This is a genomic window from Paucibacter sp. TC2R-5 (assembly GCF_025717605.1).
Lineage (GTDB): Bacteria > Pseudomonadota > Gammaproteobacteria > Burkholderiales > Burkholderiaceae_C > Paucibacter_A > Paucibacter_A albus.
In genome coordinates, this window is the sequence record NZ_JAJIRQ010000005.1 from 414,369 (window position 1) to 427,464 (window position 13,096).

11 protein-coding genes are annotated in these 13,096 nt (G+C 62.3%); 5 read left to right on the top strand and 6 right to left on the bottom strand.

What is annotated here, in order from left to right; genetic code table 11:
* The first annotated feature begins 12 nt into the window (after nucleotides 1–12).
* A complete protein-coding gene (locus LNV08_RS14495) occupies nucleotides 13–792 on the top strand; it encodes a type III pantothenate kinase (RefSeq protein WP_263534432.1) in 780 nt (259 codons plus the stop codon).
* Here LNV08_RS14495 and LNV08_RS14500 read toward each other — a convergent pair.
* The 6 genes from LNV08_RS14500 to LNV08_RS14525 all read right to left on the bottom strand — a co-directional run bounded on the left by LNV08_RS14500 (nucleotide 789) and on the right by LNV08_RS14525 (nucleotide 7,398).
* The gene (locus LNV08_RS14500; RefSeq protein WP_263534433.1) at nucleotides 789–1,574 is read right to left on the bottom strand and encodes a potassium channel family protein; all 786 of its coding nucleotides are present in this window, start codon (nucleotides 1,572–1,574) and stop codon (nucleotides 789–791) included. The genes LNV08_RS14495 and LNV08_RS14500 overlap by 4 nt on opposite strands.
* A 69-nt stretch (nucleotides 1,575–1,643) precedes the next feature.
* Nucleotides 1,644–2,966: an ATP-dependent protease ATPase subunit HslU gene (hslU, locus tag LNV08_RS14505; RefSeq protein ID WP_263534434.1), complete on the bottom strand. Its 1,323-nt coding sequence runs from the start codon at nucleotides 2,964–2,966 to the stop codon at nucleotides 1,644–1,646.
* The gene (hslV, locus tag LNV08_RS14510) at nucleotides 2,963–3,526 is read right to left on the bottom strand and encodes an ATP-dependent protease subunit HslV (protein ID WP_318014125.1); all 564 of its coding nucleotides are present in this window, start codon (nucleotides 3,524–3,526) and stop codon (nucleotides 2,963–2,965) included. The genes hslU and hslV overlap by 4 nt, the downstream gene beginning before the upstream one ends.
* A gap of 46 nt (nucleotides 3,527–3,572) precedes the next feature.
* Nucleotides 3,573–5,402 carry a hypothetical protein gene (locus LNV08_RS14515; RefSeq protein ID WP_263534435.1) on the bottom strand — a complete coding sequence of 610 codons (1,830 nt, stop codon included), beginning with the start codon at nucleotides 5,400–5,402 and terminating at the stop codon, nucleotides 3,573–3,575.
* 78 nt (nucleotides 5,403–5,480) lie between these two features.
* Nucleotides 5,481–6,200, bottom strand: a complete 720-nt coding sequence (gene dksA / locus LNV08_RS14520; RefSeq protein ID WP_263534436.1) for an RNA polymerase-binding protein DksA — start codon at nucleotides 6,198–6,200, stop codon at nucleotides 5,481–5,483.
* A 160-nt stretch (nucleotides 6,201–6,360) separates the two neighbouring features.
* Nucleotides 6,361–7,398: a CobW family GTP-binding protein gene (locus tag LNV08_RS14525; protein ID WP_263534437.1), complete on the bottom strand. Its 1,038-nt coding sequence runs from the start codon at nucleotides 7,396–7,398 to the stop codon at nucleotides 6,361–6,363.
* Nucleotides 7,399–7,710: 312 nt separating this feature from the next.
* Between LNV08_RS14525 and LNV08_RS14530 the strand changes: the two genes are divergently transcribed.
* The 4 genes from LNV08_RS14530 to glyS all read left to right on the top strand — a co-directional run bounded on the left by LNV08_RS14530 (nucleotide 7,711) and on the right by glyS (nucleotide 13,086).
* Nucleotides 7,711–8,505 carry an HlyC/CorC family transporter gene (locus LNV08_RS14530; protein WP_414858744.1) on the top strand — a complete coding sequence of 265 codons (795 nt, stop codon included), beginning with the start codon at nucleotides 7,711–7,713 and terminating at the stop codon, nucleotides 8,503–8,505.
* Between the two features lie 10 nt (nucleotides 8,506–8,515).
* A complete protein-coding gene (gene lnt, locus LNV08_RS14535; protein WP_263534438.1) occupies nucleotides 8,516–9,997 on the top strand; it encodes an apolipoprotein N-acyltransferase in 1,482 nt (493 codons plus the stop codon).
* Nucleotides 9,998–10,059: 62 nt separating this feature from the next.
* The gene (glyQ, locus tag LNV08_RS14540; RefSeq protein WP_263534439.1) at nucleotides 10,060–10,977 is read left to right on the top strand and encodes a glycine--tRNA ligase subunit alpha; all 918 of its coding nucleotides are present in this window, start codon (nucleotides 10,060–10,062) and stop codon (nucleotides 10,975–10,977) included.
* Nucleotides 10,978–10,980: 3 nt separating this feature from the next.
* Complete coding sequence (glyS, locus tag LNV08_RS14545; protein WP_263534440.1) at nucleotides 10,981–13,086, top strand: glycine--tRNA ligase subunit beta; 2,106 nt, start codon at nucleotides 10,981–10,983, stop codon at nucleotides 13,084–13,086.
* Nucleotides 13,087–13,096: the final 10 nt, after the last annotated feature.

Consider the following 13,096-nt stretch of genomic DNA (forward strand, 5'->3'; position numbering starts at 1 on the left):
TTCACCCGCCTCATGAGCTTTTTGGCCATCGACATCGGTAACACCCGCCTGAAATGGGCGCTCTACGCATCGCCGCAGCCCGGCGCAGTGCTCTTGGCCCATGGGGCGGTGTTTCTCGAAACCATCGAGACCTTGGCCGATAGCGATTGGCGCGGCCTGCCGGCACCGCACAGTGTGCTGGGCTGCAATGTGGCCGGTGACGCGGTTCGGCGGCGGGTCGAGGAGCAGTTGGAGCTGTGGGATCAGGAGCCGCGCTGGGTGGTGTCGAGTGCGCATGCTGGAGGGGTTAGCAATGGCTATGACCACCCCGGCCGGCTCGGCGTCGACCGGTTCGTGGCGCTGATCGGCGCGCGCTCGCACATGCAGCAGCGCGCCATCGCGCCCGCAGGACCGAGTGCGGCGCTGGTGGTGATGATTGGCACCGCGGTTACCGTGGACGCGCTAGATGCTGAAGGCCATTTCTTGGGCGGCATGATCATGCCCGGCCACGGCATCATGTTGCGGGCCCTTGAGGGCGGCACCGCCGGCCTGCGCGTACCCACCGGAGAGGTGCGAGACTTCCCCACTAACACCTCAGATGCGCTGACCAGTGGCGGCACCTTTGCCATCACCGGGGCGATCGAGCGCATGCACAGGCATCTGGCGAAAAAAGTCGGCAGCTCGCCGCTAACGCTGATGACCGGCGGCGCCGCCTGGAAGGTCGCGCCGACGCTGGAGCTGGAACATGAGCTGGTCGACTCGCTGATCTTCGACGGCATGCTGGCGCTGCAGTCGCATCGGCTTGCGCTCTAGCGCTCCAGGCGTTTGAGCTCGTCTTTGAGTGCCGCCAATTCCTCATGCACGCTGCGCAGCTGCGCATGCATATCCCTGAGGATGTCTTGCTCCATGCGGCGCTCCGAGGTCTCGACCCAGAAGGATGCGATCGCCGCCGTTACCAGCGACAGCACCGCATAACCGAGCAGCACGACGAAGACCGAAAAGATCTTGGCAGCGGGCGTGGTCGGCACGATGTCGCCATAACCGACCGTTGCGGCGGTCGTAAAGGCCAGCCAAAGCCCATCGCCCAAGCTGTGTACGCGCGGCTCCAGCGCCCAAAAGCCGACGCCGCAAAAAAACAGCACCAGCATCGCCAGCGCCAGCAAATAGCCCAGGCCGCCGCGCGTAACCCAGAATTTGATCGCCCAGGCCATATGCACCAGGGTCAGCATGGCGACGAACAAGCGCAGGCCTAAGGCCAGTTGAGAGTGCACACTCGGCGGTAGGAGCGCGGCAGCGACCAAACCGACGGCCAACACCAAATCCATCGCGTTGCTGCGCAGGTATTGACGTGGGTGGCTGAGTTGGCTGGCCACCAGGCTCAGTGACAGCACGATCAGCCCGGCCGCGCCCAAATAGATGGCTACGGCCAGCGGCGTCGGTAGATCCTCCAGCAGCTCAATATAGAAAGCCGGAATCGTGCACAGCAGGCCGATCAAGACCGGCCAGCGCCAGCGCTTTTCAGTGCGCAGCGCGGCGGCATTCATGGCCGGCGGGCGGGCCAGCCCCCAGCTGCGGGTGCTTAGTCGGTGTGGCATGGTGCCCGAGCTTAGCCTTGAGCCCAAGCCCTCGACTTGATGTTGATCAAGCCGAGGGCTGAGGCAGCCTTAGAGGATGAACCTCGACAAGTCCTCGTTCTTCGCCAACTCGCCGAGCTTGGCGTCGACCTCGGCTGCGCTCAGCTTGACCGTTTGACCGGCAAGATTGGGCGCATCGAAGCTGATCTCGTCAAGCAGGCGCTCCATCACCGTCGCCAGCCGCCGCGCACCGATGTTCTCGGTGCGCTCATTGACCTCGAAGGCGATCTCGGCCAGGCGTCGGATGCCATCTGCGCTCAACTCCAGTGTCACGTCTTCGGTCGCCAGCAGCGCCTGATACTGCTTGACCAGACTGGCGTGCGTGCTGCACAAAATCGCCTCGAAGTCGTCGACCGAGAGTGAACTCAGCTCGACCCGGATCGGGAAGCGGCCCTGCAACTCAGGGATCAAGTCACTCGGCTTGGCCAGGTGAAACGCGCCCGAGGCGATGAAGAGCATATGGTCGGTCTTGACCATGCCGTATTTGGTGTTGACAGTCGTGCCTTCGACCAGCGGCAGCAGATCGCGCTGCACGCCCTGACGCGATACCTCAGCGGAGCCCGAGTCCGAACGCGAGCAGACCTTGTCGATCTCGTCGATGAAGACGATGCCCATCTCCTGCGCGCTGTGCAGCGCGGCGGCCTTGATCTCGTCTTCGTTCAGCAGCTTGGCCGCTTCTTCTTCGACCAGATGCTTGATCGCGTCGCTAATTTTGAGCTTGCGAGTCTTTTTCTTGCCCGCGCCCATTTGCGAGAACATGCCCTTGAGCTGCTCGGCCATTTCTTCCATGCCGGGCTGGCCCATGGGGCCGAGGATCTCCATCGTTGGCTTGGCCTCGAGCAGATCGATTTCGATCTCTTTGTCGGCCATTGCACCCTCGCGCAAGCGCTTGCGCATGATCTGGCGGGCGGTGTTGTCTGCCTCGTTTGTGGTTGAACTGCCGGGCACCAGGATGTCGAGCACGCGGTCCTCTGCGGCGTCTTCGGCGCGCACCCGCTGGCGCTTCATCTGCAGCTCACGCTCCTGCTTGACGGCCATGTCGATCAGGTCACGGATGATGGAGTCGACATCCTTGCCGACATAGCCGACCTCGGTGAACTTGGTTGCTTCGACCTTGATGAAGGGTGCGCCGGCGAGCTTGGCCAGGCGGCGAGCGATCTCGGTCTTTCCGACGCCGGTAGGCCCAATCATCAGGATGTTTTTGGGCGTGATCTCGGCGCGCAGCTTTTCATCGACCTGCTGACGGCGCCAGCGATTACGCATCGCGATCGCCACCGCGCGTTTGGCTGCGTTTTGGCCGACGATGTGCTGGTCGAGTTCGGAGACGATCTCCTGAGGAGTCATTGAGCTCATTCGAGAATCTCGATGGTGTGGTTCTGATTGGTGTAAATGCACAGATCGCCGGCAATTTCCAGCGATTGCTTGACGATGTCGGCGGCGCTCAACTCGCTGTGCTTGAGCAGCGCACGGGCGGCGGCTTGCGCGTAGGCGCCACCGGAGCCGATCGCCGCGATGCCCAACTCGGGCTCCAGCACATCGCCATTGCCGGTGATGATCAAGGAGGCGCTTCGGTCGGCAACGACCAGCATCGCCTCCAAACGGCGCAGCACGCGGTCGGTGCGCCAGTCCTTGGTCAACTCGACGGCGGCGCGTGTCAGGTGCCCCTGATGTTTTTCAAGCTTGGCTTCGAAGCGCTCGAACAACGTGAAGGCGTCGGCGGTGGCACCGGCAAAACCGGCCAGCACCTGGTCGCGGTGCAGCTTGCGTACCTTGCGGGCGCTTGCCTTGACGACGATGGTGCCCAGGGTGACTTGGCCATCGCCGCCAATAGCGACCTGCATGCCGCCATTGGCGGTCGCGCGCCGCACACTGATGATGGTCGTGCCGTGAAAGAGGGGAGATTGTTGGTCCATAGCGGCTCCAGATGAGGCCAATCTGCCCGGCTTCAAGCCAGAACTTCTACAGCTGGCGCACCTTGATCTTGGCATGCTCGTTGATGCCCATGGCGACAAAGAACAGGGCGACCAGGCGGTGTGCATCGGTGAAGCTGACGCTGCGGTTCTCGCTGCGGCGGCTCAACACCCAATTGAGCAAGTCGCCGGCTGCCATGAAGTCGAGGCGTATCAATTTCGGGCAATTGATGTTGATCTGGGTCGCCGCGCCCAGTTTGGCGCTCATCAAACTCAAGGTCTCCGAGATGTCGCCACTGAGTTGGCCATGCAATTCCAGTTCGAGGCTGGTGGGCAGGGGGGGCAACTCGCTGATCTGGGTTTCCATAAAGCGGGTCGAGGGCTGTAGGGACACCGTGTTTGTCGCAGGGCCCATGGTCGACATGCCTGCACTGCTGATACGCACCCGGCAATTGCTGCGCTCCCAGCTCGGCGGCGAAACCTCGTAGGTCACGCAATAGTCGATGGCGACTTCATCGAACTGGTCTGGACGGTTGACCAGGCGCAGGGCTTCAAGGCGCAGCATCCACAGGGCGGGGTCGGCATCCCGCATGCCGACCGGGGCCATTTCGCTCAGCAGTTGCAAGAACGCGTCCCCGGCCAACCAGCGCATATCGACTTGCTGCAGCGCCCAGCTGCGGAACAAGTCGCGCAAGAGGCCGCAGGCCTCAATGTCCAATTTTTGCAACGGAGCCCAGTCCAGGACCCAGGGCATGGGCATGTTCTGGCAGCGTTTGCTGAGTTGATGGACCGATTCCGCGATCAGGTACTCGGGCGCGGTCCAGCTGACACCTTCCGATGCGCCCATTGGTGCACGTACGGCCCGGGCCGCTTCGGCCGCCAGCTTGGGCATCGAGTACCACTGCGGCGCAGATAAGCCGAACAGTCGCGCATAGTCCAGCGCCAAAGCTTCGAACTTGGCTTGTTGGCCGGTGGCGCGGAACAGGTCAAACAAGACCAGCCAAGTCTCACCTTGCAGATTGCGCGGCCCGCCCGGGCGCACCAGGCTGTTCAAGGCGTTCTCGCAGGTCTCGTAGTCGGCATTGGCGAAGGCAATCACGGCCTCGTCGAGCTCGGGATCATGTTGCACCTCGCGCAACTCCGGCATCGCTTGCCCTGCGACCCTGAAGCTGAGCGGCGGTGCGGCTGAGTCGGACTTCACAGCCTCCTTGGCTTTTTTGGGCTGTTCGGTCGCTGCTGTTGCCAGCGTGCCCGAGGATGTCATCTCCAGCGGCGGCAAATCTTTGATGGCCGGCAAGACGCTGGCCTTGGCATCGGACAGTGGCGACATGCCTGCGCCCATCACAAGGGCGGCCTGCGCTGGCGCTGAGTCCATGCGCTCCATCTCCGCCGCCGAGGCGAATTCGCTCACCCGTGGCGCAGCAGGCTCCGGCGTGGTGGTGGTGGCGAAATGCGCCGGCGTGGTGCTGGTTTCGTAAAACCGTTGGGTATGCGGGACCTGGGGCTCGGTGGTGACATAACCTTCGCCGGCCATTTGCTGCTCGATTTCGTCGATCTTGGCCTTCACGCCCAGATCGATTTTCGAGTTCAGCTCGCTGATTCGTTCAACCTCGTCCAGACGAGAATTTGATGAGCCCAAGATCGCCAACTGCTCGGGCGTCAAGCCCTCGCGGCGGATGCGCCGCAGCATATCAAGCTCGCGTTTGCGGACGAAGTCGTTGCGCCGCTTGCGATCCACCATGGCGCGCAACTCGGCCTTGGCCTGATCGCCTTCGGGGTCGTCTTGGCGCGAGTTGATCTCGGCCCATTCGGTGGTCGGATTGGCCACAAAGCGCGCGACCTTGCGGAAAAAACCTTCACCGTCTTTCGGTTCTGTCATGCGCGCGCAACCTGCTTTGGACTTGAACTGGGGCCGCTGACCCGAGGCCGCTCAATCTGAGCGGCCCGGCATTGCTGATCAGTCTCCGAACATCTTTTGCTTCATCTCGCGGCGCTGCTGCGCTTCGAGTGACAGCGAGGCGGTCGGGCGGGCGATCAAACGGCCCAGGCCGATGGGCTCGCCGGTCTCGTCGCAATAGCCGTACTCGCCATTGTCCAGGCGGGCCAGCGACTGGATGATCTTCTTCAGCAGCTTGCGCTCGCGGTCGCGCGTGCGCAATTCCAGCGCATGCTCTTCTTCGATGGTGGCGCGGTCGGCCGGGTCCGGCACGATGGAGGTGTCTTCGCGCAGATGCTCGGTGGTTTCGCCAGCGTTTGACAAAACGCCGTTCTTCAACTCGGTCAGCTTGGTGCGGAAAAACTCGATCTGCTTGGGACCCATGTACTCGGTCTCTGGCATGGCCAGCACTTCGGCATCGGTCAATTCAGCGCCAGTCTTGGACTTCCAGGCGTTGACCAGCTTGGGGTCGGACTTGGCGGCGGTGCGGGGGCTTTCAATCACGGGCGTATTCATCTGTCTGGTGGGCGGCTTCGGGGGAGCGAATCGGTCAGCGAAGCGGCTGTTTCCGGTCGGCGGGGGGCTGTCCTCGATGCTGGCAAGGGCGGGCTGATCGGCGGCCTCGGTCTTGGCCTTGGATGAGGCCTTGCCTGCCTTGATGGCGGGACGAGACTCGGCTCCAGCCTGGGTAGGCTCAAGCTCGGTCGCAACGGCGGGTTTTGGGGCCTGGGTCTTGCTCACGGTTCTCTCCTCGCACTTACATCCCTGACCGGCAGCTTCTCGAAGCTACCAAGCCAGATATCAATCGGGACCAGCTTTGTTCGCATTTTGGGCGCCGCGCATTGTAGTCACGAACCTGCGACGCCCGGCATGTCAATCTACGAAGTTTGACCGCTTTCGCTCAGGCCAAACAGCCTTCCATACCTTGCAACAAAATTTCTTTCGGCAGATCAATGCCGATGAAAACCATTTTGCTCGCCTTTTTCTCACCCGGCATCCATTTCGGTCCCAGATCCGAGCCCATCAATTGATGGACCCCCTGAAAAATCACACGCTTGTCCGTGCCTTTCATGTACAGCACGCCTTTGTAGCGCAGCATCTTGGGACCGTAGACCTGCACGATGGCGCCCAAAAAGTCTTCCAATTTGGCGGGGTTGAAGGGCTTGTCCGACTTGAAGACAAAGGACTTCACATCATCGTCATGCACATGGTGGTGCGGGTGATCGCAATGCTCGCCATGTTCGTGATCGTGGTCATGCGGGGCCTCGATGGTCAAGAAGTCCGGGTCGATCTCTAACTTGGCATTCAGATTGAAGCCGCGCAGATCGAATACCTTGGACAAGGCCACCTCGCCGAAATGAGCCTGCTGCTGCGGCGCACGCGGGTTCATGTGCTTGATCCGGTGCGACAGCGCCGCGACGGCTTCCGGCAGCGCCAGGTCGGCCTTGCTGATGAAGATCTGGTCGGCAAAGCCGATCTGGCGGCGTGCTTCCTGGCGGGTATTGAGTTGCTCTTCGGCGTGCACCGCGTCGACCAGGGTCAGAATCGAGTCGAGCAAATAGCTTTCGGCGATCTCGTCGTCCATGAAGAAGGTCTGCGCCACGGGGCCGGGGTCAGCCAGGCCGGTGGTTTCAATGACGACGCGGTCAAATTTGAGTTCGCCTTTGCGCCGTTTGGCGGCCAGGTCGGACAGCGTGGTGCGCAAATCCTCGCGGATCGTGCAGCAAACGCAGCCGTTATTCATCTGGATGATCTGCTCCTCGGTGTCGGCGACGAGGATTTCGGTGTCGATGTCTTCTTCGCCGAATTCATTTTCGATCACGGCGATCTTCTGGCCATGGGCCTCGGTCAAGATGCGCTTGAGCAAGGTGGTTTTGCCTGAGCCGAGGAAGCCCGTCAGGATGGTGACGGGGATGAGACCTTTTTGTGGATTTGACATGGTGAGCGGGCTTGGAAGCAGGGAATTCAGGTAAATGACGCTAGTCGGCAATATGGGGGCGGGTGACTGTCATGCAAGAGGCTCGTCATGTCAATCGGTTATTCTGCAAGCCTGTGCAACTACGACACGCCCGTCCCAGTGTCTGACCCTCATCCTATAAAGCCTCCTCATCGAGGGGGCCAAAAACATGCCGCGTCTGAACGCCCCCAGGCCGACGATGTGCGTCGTCCGCCCCCCGAGGGGGGCAAGAAAGCTCGGGGCGGCCCTTCGCTTTCTTCCGCGCGCAGCCAGACTCGCAATCTGTTCGAGCGCATGTTCGAGTTTCTCCATCCCGGTCCGGACTCCAAGTCCGAACTGATGGAGACCCTGGCCGAGGCCGAGCAGCGTGAGTTGATCGAGCCGGAATCGCTGCAAATGCTCGAAGGCGTGCTGCGCATGGCCGAGCTCAGCGCCGGTGACGCGATGGTAGCCGCGCCCCGCATGGACCTGCTGGACATCGACGCCCCTTACGAAGAACTGCTCGCCAGCGTGATCGAAGCCGGCCATTCACGCTTCCCCGTGTTTGATGGCCAGCGTGACAACATCATCGGCATCTTGTTGGCCAAAGACTTGTTGAAAATTCAGCGGGCGCCTGAACTGAACTTGCGCGCGCTGCTGCGGCCGGCCAGTTTTGTGCCGGAAAGCAAGGGTTTGAACGAGTTGCTGCGCGACTTTCGCTCCAACCGCAACCATCTGGCCATCGTTGTCGATGAGTTCGGCAACAACGCCGGCCTGATCACCATCGAGGATGTGCTGGAAGAAATCGTCGGCGAAATCGAGGATGAATTCGACGACAAGGACGGTGAATCCAGCATTTACACCTTGGCCGATGGCAGCCAGCGTGTCGCCGGTGACACCACGATCGCGGCGGTCAATCAGTCATTCGAAGTGGATTTCTCTGAGGAGGACTTTGACACCATTGGCGGTCTGATCGCCCAGCATCATGGCCGCGTGCCCAGGCGCGGTGAGGCCGTCGAGGTTGGCGGTCTGCGCTTTTCGGTGATGTTGACCCGGGGCGGCTCGGTGCGCTGGTTCAAGGTCACCCGCGCCGACAAGCCTGCAGCTTGATCCTCCGCCGATGCGCCTGAGATTTGCCGGCCCGCTGGCGCTGCTTGCCGGCTTGGCCCATACGGCCGCCTTCGCGCCGCTGGAGGCCTGGTACTTGCAGCTGTTCGCGCTGGCGCTGCTGGCGCGGCTCACCCTGGGCGCGACACCGCGCCGGGCGGCCAGCCTGGGCGGCTTGTTTGGCTTGGCTTGGTTGGGCTCGGGTGTTTGGTGGATCCATGTCAGCCTGCATCAGTTCGGCCATCTTCCCTGGCTCTTGGCCGCGATCGCTGTGCTCGGTTTGGCGGCGTTTTTGGCCTGCTATTACGCCGCCACCATGGCCTTGGCCGCTTGGCTCTTGCCGGCGGGCGCGCGGCCATTCCGCCGCATCAGCGTGTGGGCGGCCTGCTGGCTGCTGGCCGAGTTGGGCCGCGCGACGCTGCTGACCGGCTTTCCCTGGTTGGCCTCCGGCTATGCCCACACGGTCGGGCCCTTGGCGGCTTGGGCGCCTTGGGTTGGTGTTTACGGCATCACGGCACTGGCGGCCTTAAGCGCAGCGGCGCTTGGCTTGGCCTCAACGGGTTTGAGCCTACAGCTCTGGCGGCCGGTCGCTTTGATGGCGCTTGTGCTGGCCGTGGGTACGCAGTTGCCGCAGGATTTCAGCGTCAGCACCGGCAACTTGCGGGTCAGTCTGTTGCAGCCCAATGTGCGGCAGGATCAAAAATTTGACCGTGAACTGATGGACGCGAATCTGGAGCGACTGGCGCTGCAGATCGAGTCGGCGCAGGGCCAGGTCATCGTCACGCCCGAGTCGGTGGTGCCGCTGCCGCTGGACTATCTGGACGCCGTCTTCCTCCAGCGCATGGAGCGGGTGGCGCAGCAGCGGCCGCTCTTGCTGGGCAGTTTCTTGGGCAATGAGCGGGTGGGCTATGTCAACTCACTGGTGGGCTTTGGCGGGCCGCAGGCTTATGACTACGGCAAGCGGCATTTGCTGCCCTTTGGCGAGTTCATACCGCCCGGCTTTCATTGGTTTGTGAGCGCTTTGCAGATCCCCTTGGACGATCAGGCGCGCGGCCAGCATCAGCGCAGCTTCGATGTGGCGGGTCAGCGGCTGCGGCCCCTGATTTGCTATGAAGACCTGTTCGGTGAGGACTTTGTCGGCAGTGTGGTGGGCGAGCAATCCGCCACGGTGTTGGTCAATGCCAGCAATCTGGCCTGGTTCGGAACCTTGATGGTGCAAGACCAGCACCTGCAGTTCTCGCAGATGCGCGCGCTGGAGTTTCAGCGCCCGGTGGTGCGCTCCACCAATACCGGCGCGACCGCCGTGGTGGACCATCGCGGTCGCGTCACCGCAAGGTTGGCGCCGGCCACGGCCGGCGTCCTGGAAGCCGAGCTTGAAGGCCGCAGTGGCAGCACGCCTTATGCGCGCTGGCTACAGGCTTTTGGACTTTGGCCTTTGTGGCTTGCAATCGCTGTCGTGCTGGGCCTGGCGGGCTGGCGTCGCCGCGCCTCGTAGAATCGGGCGCAATACCCGTCCATCACGGGCGGCTTTTCTCAATTACCGGCTATGAAAACAATATGCTGAGCTTCCAGCAAATCATTCTGACCTTGCAGGACTACTGGTCCAAGCAAGGCTGCGCACTGTTGCAACCCTTCGATATGGAAGTCGGCGCCGGCACCAGCCACACCGCGACTTTTTTGCGTGCGATCGGCCCTGAGCCCTGGAAGGCCGCCTATGTGCAGCCCAGCCGCCGGCCCAAGGATGGCCGTTACGGCGAAAACCCGAACCGCCTGCAGCATTACTACCAATACCAGGTCGTGCTCAAGCCGGCCCCGGCCAATATTTTGGAGCTGTATCTGGGCTCTTTGGAGGCGCTGGGTTTCGATCTGAAGAAGAACGATGTGCGTTTCGTGGAAGACGACTGGGAAAACCCGACCCTGGGTTGCTGGGGTCTGGGCTGGGAGGTCTGGCTCAACGGCATGGAGGTGACGCAGTTCACCTACTTCCAGCAGGTCGGCGGCATCGATTGCAAGCCCATCACCGGCGAGATCACCTATGGCCTGGAGCGGCTGGCCATGTATTTGCAGGGCGTCGAGTCGGTCTATGACCTCGAATACACGCCTGGTTTGAAATACGGCGATGTGTTCCATCAGAACGAGGTCGAGCAATCGACTTATAACTTCGAGCACAGTGACGTCGATTTCCTGCTGACCGCATTTGCGGCGCATGAGAAGCAATCCAAGCACCTGATGGAGCAGCAGCTGGCGCTGCCCGCCTATGAGCAGTTGCTCAAGGCCGGCCACAGCTTCAACCTGCTGGACGCACGCGGGGCCATCAGCGTGACCGAACGCGCCGCCTATATCGGCCGAATCCGCAATTTGGCGCGAGCCGTGGCGCAGGGCTATCTGGACAGCCGTGCCCGTCTGGGTTTCCCGATGGCCTTGAAAGAGCGTGCCGCTGAAGTGCTGGCGCAGATTGAAAAGAAAGCCGCCTGAGCCATGACTGCCCACCAGAATTTATTGATCGAGTTGTTCGTCGAAGAGTTGCCGCCGAAGGCGCTTAAAAAGCTCGGCGAGTCTTTTTCCAGCGTGTTGGTCGAGAGCCTGAAGGCGCAAGGTCTGGTCGGGCCTGCGGCCGTGGCCACGGCCATTGCTTCGCCACGCCGCCTTGGCCTGCATTTGAGCGATGTGTCGCCCAAGGCCGCCGATCGCGCCGTGCAGCAAAAGCTGATGCCGGTGGCCGTGGCCTTGACGGCGGATGGTCAAGCGACGCCGGCGCTGCTGAAGAAGCTCGCCAGCGTGGGCGCCGATGCCTCTGCTTTGCCGCAACTTAAGCGTGCGATGGACGGCAAGGCGGAGGCCTTGTTCCTGGACCTGTTGCTGCCCGGCGCCAGCTTGGCCGAGGGCTTGCAAAAGGCCTTGGACGAGACCCTGGCCAAGCTGCCTATCCCCAAGGTGATGACCTATCAGCTCAGCGACGGCTGGACCGATGTGAAATTTGTGCGCCCGGCCCATGGCATCGTGGCCTTGCACGGCAGCGATGTGGTCGAGATTCAAGCTTTGGGTCTGAGCTCGGGTCGCAGCACACGAGGCCATCGCTTTGAGTCCCAGCTTGAGAACCTGACGATTGAGAGCGCCGACAGCTATAGCGCGCAGCTGCGCGAGCAGGGCGCCGTGATCGCCGGCTTTGCCGAGCGCCGCGCTGAAATAAGCCGTCAGCTCGACGCTGCCGCTGCGCGCCAGGGCCTGAAGCCGATTAGCGACGAAGCCTTGCTGGACGAGGTGACCGGCTTGGTCGAGCGCCCCAATGTGCTGAGCTGCCTGTTCGAGGCCGAGTTCCTGGCGGTGCCGCAGGAATGCCTGATTTTGACCATGAAGGCGAACCAGAAATACTTCCCGCTGCTGGACGCTGAAAACAAGCTGACCAACCAGTTCCTGGTCGTCAGCAATATCAGCCCCGGCGATACCAGCGCGGTAATTCAGGGCAATGAGCGGGTGGTGCGCCCGCGCTTGGCCGACGCCAAGTTCTTCTTCGATCAAGACCGCAAGAAGACGCTGGCCTCGCGGGTGGCTGGCCTTGCCAAGGTTGTGTACCACGGCAAGCTGGGCAGCCAGGGTGACCGGGTCGAGCGTGTTCGTGCGATCGCCTGCGCCATCGCCGCGCAGTTGGGCGGCGGAGCTCTGACCGCGCAGGTTGATCAGGCCGCGCAGCTGGCCAAGTCTGATTTGTTGACCGATATGGTCGGTGAGTTCCCCGAGTTGCAAGGCATCATGGGCGGCTATTACGCTCGCCATGACGGTTTGAGCGAGGCGGTTGCTTTCGCGATTGAAGACCATTACAAGCCCCGCTTTGCCGGCGACGATTTGCCGCGCAACGAGGTTGGTTTGGTGGTGGCGCTGGCCGACAAGCTGGAGACCCTGGTCGGCATGTTCGGCATCGGCCAGCTGCCAACCGGTGACAAAGACCCCTTCGCCTTGCGCCGCCATGCCTTGGGCTTGGTGCGCATGTTGAGCGAGCGTGCTGCCGGTCTGAGTCTGGATGCCTTGATCGCAGCGGCGCTGCCTGCCTTTGGCACCTTGATCAAGGACCCGAGCGTGGCCTTGAGCGAATTCATCTTCGACCGCCTATCCGGCTCGCTGCGTGAGCAGGGCTATAGCGCGCAAGAGGTGGATGCGGTGCTGGCCTTGCGCCCGCAGCGCCTGGCCGACGTGTCAGCGCGCTTGGGCGCGGTGCGTGCTTTTGCCGCGTTGCCCGAGGCCGCTTCGCTGGCTGCTGCCAACAAGCGCATTGGCAATATCTTGAAGAAGAGCGAGCAAGCTGTTGAGGCGCGCGTGGATGCGGCGCTGCTGCAAGAGCCGGCCGAGAAGGAGTTGGCCGGTGCCTTGGCGCAGGTGCAAGCCCTGAGCGATGCCTTCTTCCACCAGGGCGAATATGCTGCGTCCCTGCGCGAGCTGGCGACGCTGCGGGCGCCGGTCGATGCCTTCTTTGAGGGCGTGATGGTGAACGCCGAGGACGCGGCCCTGCGCGCCAATCGCTTAGGCCTGCTGAAGACCTTGCACGAGGCGATGAACCGGGTCGCCGATCTGTCTCGCCTGGCCAGCTGAAGCCGCCACT

Coding starts and splice junctions, on each gene's coding strand:
- LNV08_RS14500 (WP_263534433.1), bottom strand. CDS start 1,574: ATGCCACACCGACTAAGCACCCGCAGCTGGGGGCTGGCCCGCCCGCCG.
- LNV08_RS14525 (WP_263534437.1), bottom strand. CDS start 7,398: ATGTCAAATCCACAAAAAGGTCTCATCCCCGTCACCATCCTGACGGGC.
- LNV08_RS14530 (WP_414858744.1), top strand. CDS start 7,711: ATGTTCGAGTTTCTCCATCCCGGTCCGGACTCCAAGTCCGAACTGATG.
- LNV08_RS14495 (WP_263534432.1), top strand. CDS start 13: ATGAGCTTTTTGGCCATCGACATCGGTAACACCCGCCTGAAATGGGCG.
- hslV (WP_318014125.1), bottom strand. CDS start 3,526: ATGGACCAACAATCTCCCCTCTTTCACGGCACGACCATCATCAGTGTG.
- hslU (WP_263534434.1), bottom strand. CDS start 2,966: ATGAGCTCAATGACTCCTCAGGAGATCGTCTCCGAACTCGACCAGCAC.
- glyQ (WP_263534439.1), top strand. CDS start 10,060: ATGCTGAGCTTCCAGCAAATCATTCTGACCTTGCAGGACTACTGGTCC.
- lnt (WP_263534438.1), top strand. CDS start 8,516: ATGCGCCTGAGATTTGCCGGCCCGCTGGCGCTGCTTGCCGGCTTGGCC.
- glyS (WP_263534440.1), top strand. CDS start 10,981: ATGACTGCCCACCAGAATTTATTGATCGAGTTGTTCGTCGAAGAGTTG.
- LNV08_RS14515 (WP_263534435.1), bottom strand. CDS start 5,402: ATGACAGAACCGAAAGACGGTGAAGGTTTTTTCCGCAAGGTCGCGCGC.